Annotated in this window: 14 protein-coding genes; 8 read left to right on the top strand and 6 right to left on the bottom strand. The window is 66.3% G+C overall.

Features of this window, described 5'->3' with window-relative positions:
* The first annotated feature begins 11 nt into the window (after positions 1–11).
* The 4 genes from hflK (at position 12) to QU44_RS03980 (ending at position 5,373) form a co-directional block, all read left to right on the top strand.
* Positions 12–1,154, top strand: a complete 1,143-nt coding sequence (gene hflK / locus QU44_RS03995; RefSeq protein ID WP_033920254.1) for a protease modulator HflK — start codon at positions 12–14, stop codon at positions 1,152–1,154.
* Between the two features lie 23 nt (positions 1,155–1,177).
* A complete protein-coding gene (gene hflC, locus QU44_RS03990) occupies positions 1,178–2,011 on the top strand; it encodes a protease modulator HflC (protein WP_081987856.1) in 834 nt (277 codons plus the stop codon).
* 136 nt (positions 2,012–2,147) lie between these two features.
* Positions 2,148–3,680 (top strand): Do family serine endopeptidase, encoded by a 1,533-nt coding sequence (locus tag QU44_RS03985; protein ID WP_033920251.1) that lies wholly within the window; start codon positions 2,148–2,150, stop codon positions 3,678–3,680.
* Positions 3,681–3,747: 67 nt separating this feature from the next.
* The gene (locus QU44_RS03980; protein WP_033920250.1) at positions 3,748–5,373 is read left to right on the top strand and encodes a helicase HerA-like domain-containing protein; all 1,626 of its coding nucleotides are present in this window, start codon (positions 3,748–3,750) and stop codon (positions 5,371–5,373) included.
* A gap of 2 nt (positions 5,374–5,375) precedes the next feature.
* On the opposite strand, the gene QU44_RS03975 is transcribed toward QU44_RS03980, so the two are convergent.
* Positions 5,376–5,939 (bottom strand): helix-turn-helix domain-containing protein, encoded by a 564-nt coding sequence (locus QU44_RS03975; protein WP_033920248.1) that lies wholly within the window; start codon positions 5,937–5,939, stop codon positions 5,376–5,378.
* Positions 5,940–6,034: 95 nt separating this feature from the next.
* Here QU44_RS03975 and QU44_RS17695 point away from each other — a divergent pair, with 95 nt between their 5' ends.
* Positions 6,035–6,568 carry a DUF6456 domain-containing protein gene (locus QU44_RS17695; RefSeq protein ID WP_443018070.1) on the top strand — a complete coding sequence of 178 codons (534 nt, stop codon included), beginning with the start codon at positions 6,035–6,037 and terminating at the stop codon, positions 6,566–6,568.
* On the opposite strand, the gene QU44_RS03965 is transcribed toward QU44_RS17695, so the two are convergent.
* Positions 6,465–8,888: a DUF2339 domain-containing protein gene (locus QU44_RS03965; protein WP_156140921.1), complete on the bottom strand. Its 2,424-nt coding sequence runs from the start codon at positions 8,886–8,888 to the stop codon at positions 6,465–6,467. The two genes, QU44_RS17695 and QU44_RS03965, sit on opposite strands and share 104 nt — an antisense overlap.
* 116 nt (positions 8,889–9,004) lie before the next feature.
* Here QU44_RS03965 and dapF point away from each other — a divergent pair, with 116 nt between their 5' ends.
* A complete protein-coding gene (dapF, locus tag QU44_RS03960; RefSeq protein WP_033920328.1) occupies positions 9,005–9,940 on the top strand; it encodes a diaminopimelate epimerase in 936 nt (311 codons plus the stop codon).
* A 62-nt stretch (positions 9,941–10,002) separates the two neighbouring features.
* On the top strand, positions 10,003–11,796 hold the full coding sequence (locus tag QU44_RS17375) for a sensor domain-containing diguanylate cyclase (RefSeq protein ID WP_081987855.1): 1,794 nt from the start codon (positions 10,003–10,005) through the stop codon (positions 11,794–11,796).
* On the opposite strand, the gene QU44_RS03950 is transcribed toward QU44_RS17375, so the two are convergent.
* The 4 genes from QU44_RS03950 to QU44_RS03935 all read right to left on the bottom strand — a co-directional run bounded on the left by QU44_RS03950 (position 11,797) and on the right by QU44_RS03935 (position 14,806).
* Positions 11,797–12,195: an acyl-CoA thioesterase gene (locus QU44_RS03950; RefSeq protein WP_033920244.1), complete on the bottom strand. Its 399-nt coding sequence runs from the start codon at positions 12,193–12,195 to the stop codon at positions 11,797–11,799.
* The gene (locus tag QU44_RS17370) at positions 12,192–13,073 is read right to left on the bottom strand and encodes an MliC family protein (RefSeq protein WP_197054235.1); all 882 of its coding nucleotides are present in this window, start codon (positions 13,071–13,073) and stop codon (positions 12,192–12,194) included. The genes QU44_RS03950 and QU44_RS17370 overlap by 4 nt, the downstream gene beginning before the upstream one ends.
* A 72-nt stretch (positions 13,074–13,145) precedes the next feature.
* Positions 13,146–13,478, bottom strand: a complete 333-nt coding sequence (locus QU44_RS03940; protein ID WP_033920242.1) for a hypothetical protein — start codon at positions 13,476–13,478, stop codon at positions 13,146–13,148.
* Positions 13,479–13,576: 98 nt separating this feature from the next.
* Positions 13,577–14,806 (bottom strand): multidrug effflux MFS transporter, encoded by a 1,230-nt coding sequence (locus QU44_RS03935; RefSeq protein WP_052134310.1) that lies wholly within the window; start codon positions 14,804–14,806, stop codon positions 13,577–13,579.
* A gap of 185 nt (positions 14,807–14,991) precedes the next feature.
* Here QU44_RS03935 and QU44_RS03930 point away from each other — a divergent pair, with 185 nt between their 5' ends.
* Positions 14,992–15,945, top strand: a complete 954-nt coding sequence (locus QU44_RS03930; protein ID WP_033920238.1) for an isopenicillin N synthase family dioxygenase — start codon at positions 14,992–14,994, stop codon at positions 15,943–15,945.
* Positions 15,946–16,065: the final 120 nt, after the last annotated feature.

Raw genomic sequence — 16,065 nt, 5'->3', positions numbered from 1 at the left:
TAAAGAAGGACATGTGGAACCTAAACGGGTGGATCGCACGCGCTGGCGTGCTTCGTAGCGACAATCCGAAAGGCCCTTGGGGCGGCGGTGGAGCGGGTGGTAATGGATCGGGCGGCGGCGATAGCGGCGGCCCGCGCAACCCCTGGGCATTCCCCCCGGAAGGACGGCGGGCCAAGCCCGGCACCGCGACCTCGCTCGACGAATTCCTGAAACGCGCCAAGCGTGGCGGCGGCGGCGGCGGCTTCGGCGGCGGCAATTTCCAGATGCCCGGCGGCCGATCGATCTGGTTCCTGGGGCTCGGGCTGCTCGCCCTGCTGTGGATCGCGTTTACGTCTGTTCACCCCATCGGCCCGCAGGAGCGCGGCGTGGTGTCGCTGTTCGGCAAATATTCGACGACCCTGTCACCGGGAATCAACTTCACCTTGCCCGCGCCGATCGCGAAGGTCGACGTGGTCGATGTGCAGGAAATCCGCACCGACGATTTCCCGCAGGGCAGCACCGAAAACCTGGTGCTGACCGGCGACCAGAACATCATCGATCTTGCCTATTCGGTCCGCTGGGACATCAAGAACGCCGAAGATTTCGTGTTTGAGTTCGCCAATCCACGCGACACCGTTCGCGCGGTTGCCGAAAGCGCGATGCGCGAAGCGGTGGCGGGCACGACGCTCGACCAGGCGATCGGCGCTGGCCGTACTGCCGTCGAGGGCGATGTGGCGATCCGCATGCAGAATATTCTCGATCAATATGGTTCGGGTGTGCGGGTACAGGGTGTTGCGATCAAGCAGGCGGTCGCCCCGCAAGCGGTCGACGAGGATTTCAAGGCGGTGAGCGCCGCGCAGCAAAAGGCGCAGGCCGACATCAACCAAGCACGCGCCTATGCCCAGCAGATACTGGCGCGCGCGCAGGGTGAAGCCGCCAGCTTCGACAAGATTTACGAGCAATATCGCCAGGCTCCCGAAGTGACCCGCCGCCGTCTGTATTACGAGACGATGGAGGCGGTGCTGGCCAATTCGAACAAGACGATCGTCGAAGCGCCGGGCGTCACCCCGTATCTGCCGCTGCCCGATGCTGCCGGTCGCCGCTCGCCGCCAGCACAAGTCGCGCCGCAGACCCCCGATGCGCCTGCCGCAGCAACCCAGGGAAATCAGCCGTGAACGCCAGCCTTTTCCGCAATCCGATGGCGATCGGCATCCTGTTGCTGGCGCTGGTGGTGCTGCTCGCCAACACGTTGGTGATCGTTCCCGAAACCCGGCAGGCGGTGATCCTGCGGTTCCAGCAGCCGATCGGCACCGTCAACGCCTGGCGTCCAAACCAGGCATTCGGCAACACCGGGGCGGGCATGATCGCCAAGCTCCCGTTCGTCGATCGCGTGGTATGGGTCGACAAGCGGGTGCTCGACATCGAGCTGGATAACCAGCCGGTGCTTTCGACCGACCAGCTTCGGTTGCAGGTCGATGCCTTTGCGCGTTTCCGCGTCGTCAATCCGCTGCAAATGGTGGTAACCGCCGGTTCCGAAGCGCGCGTGGCCGATCAGCTTCGGCCGATCCTCGGCTCGGCGCTTCGCAACGAGCTTGGCAAGCGCGAGTTCGCCGCCTTGCTCAGCCCCGAGCGCGGGCAGGTGATGGACAATATCCAGATCGGCCTCGATCGCGTCGCGCGTCAATATGGCGTCGAGATCGTCGATGTCCGTATTCGCCAGGCCGACCTGCCCACCGGCACGCCGCTCGATTCGGCACTTCGCCGGATGGGCACCGCGCGCCGCCAGGAAGCGTTGACGATCGAGGCGCAGGGCATGCGCCAGGCGCAGATCATCCGCGCCGATGCCGATGCCCAGGCAGCGCGCGTCTATGCCGAAAGCTTCAACAAGGACGCGCAATTCTACGATTTCTATCGTGCGATGCAGTCTTATCGCTACAGCTTCGGCGCCGATGGCGACGAGAAGCGCGGCGGTACGTCGATCATCATGTCGCCACAAACGAATGATTATCTGCGCGAGTTCAAGGGGCGATAAGCTCGGGTAAGAAAACAGGGTAGGGACGACGATAAGGGAACGAGCGACCGTCGCTGGCGGTTCGTTCACATTCAATCGCAGTTCAGCATCGGTGTAGCATCTGTGCGCCACACCGGATATTGAGAGGAAACGACGAGTGCGTTACGCCTACGCCATTACTTCCGCCCTGTTGCTGGGCGGTACCGCAGTTACTCTGGCGAGCCAGCCGAGCATCATGGCGGCGCAGACCGCGCAGAATGAACCCGGCGCGATCAACGCTGATGCCGCCCCGCGCATCGGCGCGCCGATGAGTTTTGCCGACATGGTCGCAAAGCTTCAGCCGGCGGTGGTCAATATCTCGACCAAGCAGCGGATCGCCGCCGCCAATGCCCCCAATCCGTTCGCGGGCACGCCATTCGAGCAGTTCTTCAACAATCAGCAAGGCGGCGGTGGGCGTCCGCGTGAGGGATCGTCGCTCGGGTCAGGCTTCCTGATTTCGGCGGACGGCTATGTCGTCACCAACAACCACGTGATCGCCGCCGGCGCACCCAACGCCACCGTCGAATCGGTGACGGTGACCTTGGCCGATCAAAAGGAATATGTGGCTCGCGTCGTCGGCCGCGATGCCGCGTCGGACCTTGCGGTGCTCAAGATCGAAGGGCGCAACCTGCCCTTCGTGCGCTTCGGCGATTCGCGGCAGGCACGGGTCGGCGACTGGGTCGTCGCGATCGGCAATCCCTTCGGGCTGGGCGGATCGGTCACTGCGGGGATCATCTCCGCGGTCAACCGCGTGACAGGTAATCCTGGCCAGCAGGCGGCGTTCGATCGCTTCATCCAGACCGATGCCTCGATCAATCGCGGCAATTCGGGTGGCCCGATGTTCGACATGCAGGGCAATGTCATCGGCATCAATTCGCAGATATTGTCGCCCACCGGCGGCAATGTCGGCATTGGCCTGGCCATCCCCGCCGAACAGGCAAAGCCGATCGTCGAAACCTTGATGAAGGGCCAGACGCCGCAGCGCGGCTATCTGGGCGTCGGCCTCCAGCCAATCGACGAGGATCTGGCCACCGCGCTTGGTGTCGAGCGCAACCAGGGCGAATTGATCCGGTCGGTCGAACCCGGCAAGCCCGCTGCGGCTGCCGGTATCCGGCAGGGCGATGTGGTGATGCGAGTCAACAATCAGGACGTGACGCCGCAGAATAACCTGAGCTTCATCGTCTCGAACACGCCGCCGGGCACGCGAATCCCGGTCGAAGTGCTGCGCGATGGCCGTCGTCAAACGCTTCAGGTCACCGTCGGCACTCGCCCTAGCGATGAAGAGCTTGCCGGTTTCCAGATGGATGAAGAGGGGCAGACTGACCCCGACGCGATGGTGAAGCCGCAGGAAAATGCGCCTGCTGGCGTCACCGTGCAGCCGCTGACCCCGGTGATTGCGCGGACGTTGGGCTTCGAGGCCGCGACTCGCGGTGTCGTCGTGGCGGCGACCGATCCCAATAGCGATGCCGCGACCAAGGGGCTTCGCCGCGGAGTGGTGATCGTTTCGGTCAATCGCCAGCCGGTGACGACCGCCGCGGAATTCGCCGCGCAGATCGCCGCCGCGCGCAAGGCGGGTCGCCCGTCGGTGCTGCTCTATGTGATGGTCCCGCGCCAGCCCGTTGGCACGTACATCGCGATCAACCTAGACTGACCTGCGGCCTGCTGACGCGGGCTGCACACTCGCCTATGCCTGTTCCCCGGTAACGGGGAGCAGGCGGATGGCGGAACTATTCATCGGTTCGGGCGGCGGGCAGCGGCAATCGCTGGTCCTCAAGCGCGCCAATCGCCACGGGCTGATCGCGGGCGCCACCGGCACCGGCAAGACCGTGACGCTGCAGGGCCTTGCCGAGGGCTTCTCCGCCGCTGGGGTGCCGGTGTTCGTCTCCGACGTGAAGGGCGACCTGGCGGGGCTCGCAATGGCGGGATCGCCCAACGCCAAGACGCATGCGATCTTCGCCGCACGCGCTACCGAAATCGGTGATACCGACTGGGCCTATGCCGAAACCCCGGTGCAATTCTGGGATTTGTTCGGGCAGCAGGGACATCCCGTCCGCACGACCATCTCCGAAATGGGGCCGCTGCTGCTTGCGCGGCTGATGGGGCTGAACGAAACGCAGGAGGGGGTGCTCGCCATCGCCTTCCACCTGGCCGATGAGGAAGGGCTGTTGCTGCTCGACCTCGACGATCTCCAGGCGATGCTGGCCGACATCGCCGATCGCGCCGCCGACATTTCAGTCACCTATGGCAATGTCAGCAAGGCGAGCGTGGGGGCGATCCAGCGCCAGTTGCTGCAATTGCGCGGGCAGGGGGCTGAGCAGTTCTTCGGCGAGCCGGCGCTCGACATCGCCGATTTCATGGGGGTCGACGATCGCGGGCGTGGGATCGTCAATATCCTCGCCGCCGACAAGCTGATGGCCTCGCCGCGCCTCTACGCCACCTTTCTGCTGTGGCTGCTGTCCGAACTGTTCGAAACATTGCCCGAAGTCGGCGATCCCGACCGGCCCAAGCTCGTCTTCTTCTTCGACGAGGCGCATTTGCTGTTCGACGAAGCTCCCGCCGCCTTGCTCGACAAGGTTGAACAGGTCGTGCGGCTGATCCGGTCGAAGGGCGTCGGCGTCTATTTCGTCACGCAAAACCCGATCGACATTCCCGAGGGGGTCGCCGGGCAGCTCGGCAACCGGGTGCAGCATGCGCTGCGCGCCTTCACCCCGCGCGACCAGCGCGGCGTGCGCGCCGCCGCCGAAACCTTCCGCAGCAATCCCGCGGTCGATGTCGAAACCGCGATCACCGAATTGAAGGTCGGCGAGGCGCTGGTGTCGATGTTGCAGCCCGATGGTGCCCCCGCGCCGGTCGAGCGCACATTGGTGCGTCCGCCGCGCTCGCGGGTGGGGCCGGTGACCCCGGTCGAGCGCGGGGTGCTGATCGCGACCGATGCGATCGGCGACCGTTACGACACCCCGATCGACCGCGAATCGGCGCATGAGTTGCTCACCGCCAAACGCGCCGAGGCGCAGGCCGCCGCCGCCGAAGCACAGGCCGATGCGGCGCAGGCCCGGGCCGACGCGCACGCCGCCAAGGAACAGGCACGCGCCGCCAAGCAAGCCGAACGCGACCGGATCGCCGCGCAGCGCGAGGCCGACCGCACCGCGCGCGAACAGGCGCGCGCCGAAGCGGCTTCGCCCTGGAACCGTGCCGTCACCTCGGCAACGCGCTCGGCTTCGTCGAGTGTCGGCCGCACCGTCGCCAACGAAGTCACCAAGGCGGTGTTCGGATCGAAGCGCGGCGCGGGCGGCATCGGCGCGAAGATACTGCGCGGCGTGCTGGGCGGGATGTTTCGCGGCTGAGCCTATAGCGTCCGCACCAATTGCACCGCCATCGCCATCCAGGGCGGATCGGTGACCACCTGCTGACGGCTGTTCGCGCCCAGCGGCAGCAGGTGCAGCCTGCCGCCGTCGCGGTCGATCAGCCGTCCGAACACGAACCGACCCGCCGGGCGCGGGACCAGCACGTCGCGATTGACCCCGCGCACAAATGCTTCGGGGGCGAGGCGACGGCACCACACCACATCGCCCGCGCGATAGTCGCCGATGCTCGCGGCAACGGTGACCGCAACCAGATCGGGCTCCGCGCGCGGCGGCACCACCGTTGCGGGCCGGCCGGGGGCATGAGCGCCGCCCGCGTCGAGCAGCGCGGCAACCGCGATGTCGGGGCGATCGGGCAGGGTCACCAGGTCCGATGCCTCTACGCCCAGCGCGGTGGCGATCCGGTTTAGCCAGGTCACCGATACCGTGCGGGTGCCGGTTTCGAGCCGCCCGATCGTTTGCGCGGTGGTCGGCGGCTGGCAGCGGCGGGCGACGTCGTCGAGCGTCATCTGCTTGGCGCGGCGGACCTCGCGGATCGCGGTGATCATGGCATTGCTCCGTGTGGCGAACCGTATGGGTTTCTTCTGTGTCCTACAACCATGCAGTTATGGCAAGCCTCCGCCGCATCGATAGTGGAGGGATTATGCGCGAACTGGTCGAACGGGGATTTGAAGACGGCATGCCGACCAATGGCAAGGCGCGGGCGGGGCGGCGATCGGTACAGGTCAACATCGCCGAATCGCCCTTGTCGTGGCTGCGCGCGCGCGGGCTGATCGACGAGCGGCACTATGCGGCGGGTGAGCGGCTGCGCGGCGATTACGAAACCGCGTCGCTGGGGCCGCGGGTCACCATGCGATGGGGCGAGTCACCCACGGGCAGTGGCCGGCGCGCGGCACCGCAAGCGATCGACCCGACATTGGCGCAGATCGCCGCCAAGCGCCGGTTCGAGGCGGCGGTGGCGGCGGCGGGGCCGGGGTTGAGCGACATATTGTGGCGGGTGATCTGCGCCGATGAGCGCCTGCCCGATGCCGAAAAGGCGCTGGGCTGGCCCGCGCGCGCCGGGCGGCTGGTGCTCACGCTGGCGCTGGATCGGCTGGCAGTTCATTATCGGTTGGCGCGACCGGCGCACCCCGAGCGAGGAAGCGGGTGTAGATCCAGCCGATCGCGATCAGCGTAACGCCGATGCCCAGGAACGACACGACGCGAAGCAGCCCTTCGAGTGCGATGTCAATCGTGAATACTTTCAGCGATACGATCAGCACCAGCCCCAGGCCGGCAAAGCGCAGGTCACGCGCACCGCCGACAATTCCGCGCCACAGCCAGACGATCGACACCAGCAGCATGGCGGCCGAATAGCCCCAGTTTTCGGGCGTGCCGACCGGGCCGGGGAGCAGGCTGCCATGCGCGATCTGCCGTACTGCCACCAATGCGGCGGCCAAGGTCATCGCCAGCGCGGCGATACGGATCGCCGGGCGCGGCGCGGGCCAGTACCATAGCAATGCCGCGCCGAACGCTGCGTGCAGCGTGGCGGCGTTGAGCAGTGGAACCGCGCCGACCGCCTGGGGGACCGCGACCGGGTTCAACAGGATCAGGTCGAACCACGCGATCCGAAACAGCGCGAGCAACAGCAACGCATCGGCCAGGCGCGGTACCCGGCGGCTGCGCGCGATCAGCCAGCCGGCGACCAGCATCGCCTGCGTGATGCAGGCGCGCTCGACAAAGCCGAAGGATGCGAACGTCATCTCCTGCGCGATCGCCAGCGGCTGCTTGGCGAGCACGTAGAGGATCGCGACGATCCCTGCTGCCGCCAGCCCCGCCACTGGCCGCCGAGCGCGGGCAAATGCGGCGGGATCGACCAGCAGCGCGGCGGCGGCCAGCATCGGCGGCGCAAGATCGCGGAGCATCACGCCGATCGCGGGCAGCCAGCGATAGGGCAGGGGATCGGCGCTGATGCTGCTGGTGGCGGCGATCAGCAACTCGCCGATGGGGCCAAGGGCAGCCAGGATTGCGATGGCAAAGGGCAGGGCAGGGGTGACCGCCAGCGTGCGCGCGCCGGTGCGCCGCGCCCAGAAATACAGCCCCGCCATCGCGGCGGCGAGCAAAGCCGCCAGCGCCTCGCCGCCGATCAGCGTGGCCAGCGCGACGACTGTGGCCAGCGCCGCGCCCAGCGCTCCGCCGACCAGCCCGATGTCGCGGTGATCGGTGCGGTCGCGGTGGTGCCAGCTCAACCAGCCGGCACCGGCGGCGGCGACCAGCTCGGCGATCGCCCACCCGGCAGCGGGCAACAGCGCGGGGTTTGCCGCGTGGAGCATCAGCACCGGGCCGATCAGCCCCAGCAGCGCGGTGAGCGCCCAGGCGGTGTGGGTGCGCGACTTGGCAAGCCCGGCACCCGCCAACAGCGCCGTGGCGACGATCGCGGCCAGCCCAGCGGCCCGGTCAGCCTCGATGCCCAGCAGGAACAACGTCAGCCCCGCCGCTACTACTGGTGCCGGCAATAGCCGCGAATCGCGCCACGCCAAGATCAGCGCGGCACCGACCAGCACCAAATGACAGCTCCAGGCGAACGGCCCGAAATCGAGCTTGGGCGCGAACACCAGCAATTGCAGCAGCCCCGCCGCCAACGGCGCGACGCGAAGCCAGGTGGCGGTGGCCACCGGCAACGCCAGCGTAGCGGCAATCGCGAGGGCCACCACGAACAGGATGACGCTGACGACCTCGCCGTCGCCCAGCACCACGCCCAGGAAATTGGCCCAGCCAAACCCCGCTACCGCCGCCGCGACGGTGAGCCAGGTCCAGCCGCGATGGATGCCCAAACCAAACAATGCGCCGACGAACAGCCCCAGATAGACCAGCAAGGCGCCAAGCCCCGCCGCGTCATACCCTGCGACCAGCGGCGCAGCGAACCCGCCCGCCAGCGCCATGATCGCGGTCGGCGGCCCGTGGCGGATCGCCAGCGCCAGCCCGATGCCGGTGATCGCCACCATGATCGCAAAGGCGGGCAGCGGCGCGATCAGATGATAGGATGCCGCCGCCAGATATAAGGTGCCATAGGCGCTGGCGATCCCGGCGCCGCTCAGCACCTGCGCGATCCGCTGATCGTCGCGCGTCGCGGGCAGCCGCCGCGCCACTTCGCTTGCCACCAGCAACAGCGCGGCAAACACCGCCGCCATCGCGGCGCGAACGCCGGGGCCGAGCAGCCCGGTGTCGATCGCGGCGCGCACCAGGAAAAACCCTGCCAGCACCAGCGCGATCCCGCCGATCCACACCGGCAATTTGCCGCCGATCAGCGTTTCGACATCGGGAATCGCGATCCGCGGTGCCGTGATCGTCGGCCTGCGCCATTTCGGCGCGGTGGGCGTGGCCCAGCGTACCGGCTCGACGCTTGCCGCGATCGGTGCGTCGGTTTGCAACGCGCGTTCGAGCACGCCGATGCGCCGCCGGGCGTCGAACAGCAGTCCGCCCAGAATCAGTACCGCAATCAGAAAGATGCCGTTCATCACGCGGCCGCTGCCCCCGCCGGCGCGGGTGCGGCGGCATATCGGCTCGGTGATAGCCGCGTGCCGGCGTGCCGACAAATCTCGCCAATCCGCGCGCCCCGTCCTATGTGCCGCGCATGCAGATCGATTTCATCAAATGCCAGGGTTCGGGCAACGACTTCCCGCTGATCGACGGTCGCGCACTCGCGCTCGACGATTCGGCATGGGCGAATATCGCCATCGCGCTTGCCGACCGTTCAGGGCCGGTCGGCGGCGACGGGTTGCTGGTGCTGGTCGAGGGCACCGGCGGGGCGGCGTTCGGCCAGCGGATGTGGAACCCCGATGGCAGCGAATCCGAAACCTGTCTCAACGGGCTTCGCTGCGTCGCGCGGCTTGGGTTCGAGGTTACCGGGCTGGCAGCGGCGCAGGTGTCGCTGCCCACCAGCATCGCCGACGCAGCGATCGCCGACCCGATCGCGCCCGGCGTGAGCACGGTCCGCACACTGGTGGGGCCGGTATCGATCCGCACCGCCGATGTCGGGTTGCGGATCGACGTGCCCGAACTGATCGACGCGCCGATCCCCGGCCTGCCCAGTGATCGCCGCTTTACCGCGGTCGCGATGCCCAACCCGCATCTGGTGAGCTTTGTCGATGCGATCGACGAAGCCGAATTGGTGGCGCTGGGCGATTGGTGCGAAGCCGTGCCGGCACTGATCCCCGGCCGCGCCAACGTCAGCTTCGTCACGATCGATGACGGCGCGCTGTTCGTCCGCACCTATGAACGCGGCGTCGGCCTTACCGACAGTTGCGGCAGCGCAATGGGTGCGTCGGTCTATGCCGCCTGCCTGACCGGGCGGGTGCCGTTCGACCAGCGGCTGACTGTTCGCAATCGCGGCGGGCTGGTGCATGCAAGTGCTTCGCAAGAAGCGCGTATTGCCATCGCCGGCAACGCGACTTTTGAGTATGATGCTACGGTATCGATCGATGTTGACCGTGCGCTGGCCGGGCCGGTTGCCATGCATCGCCGCCGCGAAGACGAGGTCGCGGCGTGGCAGACCGCGATCAATACGTAATTCTACGCGATTCGCCGCGGACAGATCAGCGAGGCTTAACTTCGCTGCTATAAACAATAGTCATGTCACGGCTGCGCGTAAGATCCAGTTGCTTTGCCCGTAAGGAGGCCGTCTGGGTCGGCTTGGCCTTCTTGCTCGCTACCGCTGGGCCGATCGCTTTCACCCGCTATGGCGGCGGTGTTGCGTGCCTTTGGCTGGCCACCGCTGTTTTGGGGACGTATCTGTCCCGCCTGCCACTTCGCCGCTGGCCCCTGGTCATGGTGCTGGCTGCGTTGCTCAATGCGGTTATTACCGGCACCTTGGGCATCGGGCCGTGGGCGGCGGTGCCGATGGGTATCATCGGAGCGATCGAGTCGGCGTTGCTGGGGCTGTGCCTTAGAATGTCCAACGCCGATGGCGAAACCACGCTCGCATCGCATAAACAGGTCGTCACCTTGCTGGCTGCCGCGACTGGCGTATCGGTGATCAGCGCCTTTCCGGGAGCATGGGTCGCCGCCTGGGCGTCGGACACGCCTTATTGGGAGGATTGGTTCAACTGGGCGGCGGGCCATATGCTTGGCACGATCACGCTGGCACCAATCATGCTGCTGCTGTTGCGCGGCGATGCCGCCCAATGGCTGCGCGATGCCAATCATGCCGAGCGGATCGAAGCAGGATTTCTGGGCATCGTGATTTGCGCCACGGCTATCACGGCATTTTCACAGCACGCCGCGCCGCTGCTGTATTTGCCGATCTTGCCGGTGATGACCGCAACGGTGCGGGTGGGGCGGATCGGCGCGGCGCTCTCGATCGGCGTGGTGGCGCTGATAGCCACGATTCAGACGTTGCGCGGCGAAGGCCCGATCGCGATGATCGATGCGACCCCCGCGTTCCGCATCCAGTTCCTGCAATTCTATCTGGCGGTGGTCGTGCTGACGGTACTGCCCGCCGCCGCCGATCTGCGCCGTCGCAAGGAAATCCTTGATCGGCTGGCGATCAGCGAGACGCGCTATCGATTGGTTTCCGAAAACACCACCGATGTGGTGATCAGCATCGATTCGGACGGCTTGATCCGACATATTTCGTCGTCTGCCGTTGGATTGGGGGCCGGCTATGAGGCCGAGTATTTGACGGGCACCGATGCGATAGAGCTGATTATCCCCGAAGACCGCGCGCATGTGGAAACGGCCTATCAGGAGGCGACCTCCAGCCCCGGCGTCACGCGCATCGTCGAATATCGCGGGACCGCGCCTGACGGGTCGAACGAGAAATGGTTCGAATCGCGCTTTCGCACCGTCGAAACCCAACAGGGGGTCGAAACGGTCTGCGCGATCCGCGATATTTCAGCGCGCAAGGCGGCTGAGGCCGAATTGATGCTCGCCGCGTCGACCGATCCGCTGACCGGCCTCAACAACCGGCGAATTTTCAACGATGCGCTCGATTCGATCATCGATGCCGCATCGATTCAGGGCAAAACGGCGGCCTGTGTCGCAATTTTCGACATCGATCATTTCAAGGCGATCAACGATGGCTTTGGCCATGACGCCGGCGATCGGATGCTTCAGCGCTTTGCCGAGGTCGCGATGCGGGTCACCCGCGCGCATGACCTGGTCGCCCGAATGGGCGGCGAAGAATTTGCGGTGCTGTTACCCGATACCACCCCGGCACAGGCTGAAATCGTCTGCAACCGGCTGCGGATGGAGTTTGCCCGCAGCGAGGTGGAAGAGGAGGGCGGCGCGGTCATTCGCGCGACCGTGAGCGCCGGGATCGCCTGCGTCACCGCCGATGAAGACCGCGAAACCTCGATGCGCGCAGCCGATGGCGCGTTGTATGAGGCCAAGCGCTCGGGTCGCAACCGGCTGGTGCTGGCCGACTGATCACCCCTGCGCCAGAAACGGTGCCGCCACTTCAGGGGGCACGCGCAGCAGCCTGCCGGTTGCGCGTTCCAGCAACGCCCAGCTGGTCTTTGCCTCCACCTTCACCCGGCCATCGGCACCGGTAAAGCGCATATGCCGATCGAACCGCGCGCCGCGCGGCGGTTCGGCGACCCAGGTTTCGGCGGTCACCGTCTCGCCTGGGGCGACATTGCCGCGATAGTCGATTTCGTGGCGGGTCACGACCCAGATATAGGCGGCGACATGATCGGGCGACGCCACCGCCGCCCAATGCGCGACCGCAACGTCCTGAATCCAGCGGACCCACACCGTATTGTTGACATGCCCCAGTTCGTCGATGTCGCCCGGCATGGCGACGATCGTGCGTGTGAAATTGGTCATGGGCCGGCGGTACACTCCAGGGGTGGGCGATCGGCGAACGTAATTGTCGCGGCGTCGCCCTTGCCGCGCAATGCGATGCCGCCGCCGGCATAATGAATGCCCGAACCGGTGGGTTGCCGGGCAAGCGTGCCGAGCGTCCGTCCACCCCGGCGCAGCGTCAGCGCGCTCGCGACATGATCGAAGCTGGCGACGAAGCTCGATCCGTCAGTGCAGGCGTAACGTGCGGTGATGACCGCATTGGCGTCCGCCAGCGTGGCGGCTGGAGCCTCGGCCCCCGTGGGCAGCAGGTCGGGGCGCGGTTGCATGTCGGTGTTGCTGATCCGCCATTGGCGCTGCGCTGCGGTGGCCCCATCGATCACGCCGGTGCGGTGCAATGTCACCGAACCCGCCATCGCGAACGGCGTCCCGTCGCGCATGGCCCCGCTGATTTCCACCGGTATCGTGACGTGCCGCCCTCCGGCGTCGGCTTCCATCGGGCCGGGGGTGCCGATGGTCGCGCGATAGGCGGCATATTGCTTGAAACCCTGGGTAAAGTCGCGCTGGCTCATCCCCGATGCATCGCCGTCTTCATCCCATAGCTCCCATGCGGCATCGGCCCTGCCGGCGGCGATCCGATCGAAATAGCGGCGAACGACGACTGCCGCGACGGCGGGGCCGGGTTCCTCGGCCATCGTCTGCGCAGGCGTCACCGGATGCTCATGCGGATCGGCCGAAATGCCGGCAATCGCAGCGTCGGGCTGTGGTCCCGGCATCGGCTGTTCCGGCGGCATGTCGGGCAGCACCGCTTCGGCGATATTGGCCACCCCCCCGGTTTCGGGCTCCGGCTGCCCGCCACATGCCGCAACCAATGCCAGCAGCAGATACAGGATCGCGCGCATCATCCACCTCCGTGAGGGTCGGGGGGCAAGTGTTGCAAGCTCCCCGATCACCGTCAACGTCGGGCATCGATGTCAGGGCTCCAGCGCGTCCTTGTCGGCATCGGCCAGGTCATCGTCTTCGCTCAGGTCATCCTCGTCAAAATCGGCCTGAAGCTCGTCTTCTTCCTGATCGTCGGCGTCGGTTTCGGCGTCATCGTCTTCCTCGCCCACTTCGTCGGCGGTCATCGCGAGTTCGTCGTCATCGGCATCGTCGCCAAGATCGGGGGCGATGTCGGTCAGCAGATTGCCGTCGCTGGGTCCGTCGCGGGTAACCTCGAGGATCTCCGCGCGCTGGCTCTCATCATAGCCTTCTTCGTCATACCCGTCGTCATTCGGGCCTTGCTCTGGAATCTGACGGCCGCCCATGCTGCACCTCTTCATCGGGCGGGGCGCGATTGCCCCGGTCCATCATGCGCGAACGGATAGCGGGCGCGCGCGTTCCACGCGATTGCGGCAAGCTGCGTTCAGCGCGCGCGGAACAGCCGCCCGCGCTCGGCCAGAAACACCACGCCCAGCGACGCCAGACCGCACACGAAGAAGCCGCCGTACAGCGGCACCGTGGTGCCATCGAATGCCTGACCGATGAACGCACCGATCAGCGCGCCGACCAGGGTGGAGACGAAACCCTGCAAGCTGGAGGCAAGCCCGGCGATCCGGCCCATATTCTCCATCGCCATCGCCGAGAAGTTCGACGCCGCCAGCCCGAAACAGCCCATCAACAGCGCCTGCAACACCGCGAACACGATCAGGTTTTCCAGCCCGGCCCAGGCGACGCCCAGATGGATCGCGGCGATCACGATCAGCCCCAGCAGCGCCGAATGCGACAGCACCCGCGTGCCGAACCGCATCACCACGCGCGAATTCATGAAATTGGCGACCGCCATCGTGCCGGCGACTGCGGCAAAGACGATCGTCAGCAATTCGGGGCGGCCGAAAATGTCCGCCATGATCTGTTGGATCGAATTGATGAAGCCGAACAGCCCGCCTTGCAGCAATGCCGCCGCGATGGTGTAGCCCACGGCATAGCGGTCCCGCCCGACGATCTGGTATCCCGACCAAAGCTGGGCCGGGTTCAGCGGGCTTTGATCGGCCACCGCCAGCGTCTCGGGCATCCGCAGCCAATACCAGGCCAGGATCACGGCGGCGACCGTGGCGATACCGACGAAGATCCAGCGCCACGGCGCGAACAACAGCACGATCTGGCCAAAGGCCGGGGCAAGCACCGGCGCGGCCATGAACACCACGAACACCAGGCTCATCACCCGCGCCATCGCCCGCCCGGCGAAACAGTCGCGCACCATCGCCACGGTCACCACCCGCGCGCCCGCAACCGCCATGCCCGATGCGAAACGCGCGGCGAGCAGCAATTCGTAATTGCCCGCGACCGCGGCCAGCAGATTGGTGGCGACCGCGATCAGCAGCGCGACGCCGAGCACCGGTCGGCGTCCGAAGCGATCGGCCAGCGGCCCATGCGCCAGCTGCGCCACCGCAAAGCCGATCAGGAACGAGGTGATGACGAACTGGCGGTCATTGGGGTTGGTGACGCCCAGCGAATCGCCGATCGCCGGCAGCGCGGGGAGCATCGAATCGATGCCGAGCGCGGTCAGCGCCATCAGTGCCGCCGCCATCGCCACGAATTCGCCGAAGGGGATGGGTGCGCGGTCGAGCGACACGGGTGGGTTCGACTGGTGCATACTGGTCCCTTGGACGATGAAAAAGCTCCCGTCACCCCGGGATCGGGTTGCGTAGAATGCACCAAGGGCAAACATTGTTGCACTGCAACACAATTCAAGCGGGTCAGCACCACTGGCCCAGCCCCAAGGCAGCGCCTATGTCGGGTCCACTTTGTCTGTTTCCAAGCTCAGTTAGGCTGTTCCCGATGCTCGATACCCCGCTGGACGCCATTCAGGTCGTCTCGCTCGCCGATCAGGCAACTGATCCCGAAGCCTTTGCGCAAAGCTTCGGCGGCTCGTTCCAACGCTATGGCTTTGCCATCGTCCGCGACCACGGCATCGACGAGGCGCTGATCGAGCGCTGCTGGACCGCGACCCGCGAATTATTCGCCCGGGACGAAGCCGCCAAACGGCGTGGCCATATCCCCGGCGGCGGCGGCGCGCGCGGCTATACCCCCTTCGGGATCGAGATCGCCAAGGACGCCAGCGAGAATGATCTGAAAGAGTTTTGGCACATCGGCCGCGACCTGCCCGCCGGGCATCGCTTTGCCGCGATGATGGGGGCCAATGTCTGGCCCGAAGCCCCCGCCGGCTTCCGCGAGACCTTCCTCGAATTATTCGCCGCGTTCGACGCGGCGGGGGAAAAGCTGCTGTCGGCGATCGCGCGCTATCTCGACCTGACACCCGAATGGTTCGTGCCAGCGGTCGCGGACGGCAATTCGGTGCTGCGGCTGCTGCATTATCCCCCGGTATCGGCTGATGCACCGGGCGTTCGCGCCGGGGCGCATGAAGACATCAACCTGATCACGCTGTTGCTGGGGGCTGAGGAGGCCGGGCTCGAGCTGCTCGATCGCGACGGCAACTGGCTGCCGGTGAAGCCGCCTGCCGGCGCGATGGTGGTCAATGTCGGTGACATGCTGCAGCGGCTGACCAATCATGTTCTGCCATCGACCACCCACCGCGTCGTCAACCCGCCGCCCGAGCGGCGCGGTCATTCGCGCTATTCGATGCCGTTCTTCCTGCATCCCGCGCCCGATTTCCTGATCCAGACGCTGCCCGGCTGCATCAGCGACGCACGCCCGAATCAGTATCCCGAACCGATCAGCGCGCATGATTATCTCCACCAGCGGCTGGTCGAGATCGGGCTGATCAAGGTGTAAATCTTCTCCCCTCCCGCTTGCGGGAGGGGTCGGGGGAGGGCGGTATCTACCGAGCGCTTCCTTCGTCGACAGCCCCACCCCTAACCCCTCCCGCAAGCGGGAGGGGGACTTGCCGTCTTC

This window comes from Sphingomonas sp. 37zxx, from assembly GCF_000786205.1.
Lineage (GTDB): Bacteria > Pseudomonadota > Alphaproteobacteria > Sphingomonadales > Sphingomonadaceae > Sphingomonas.
Note: the sequence above shows the minus strand (reverse complement) of the source record. Positions and strands in the feature narration are given on the sequence as shown.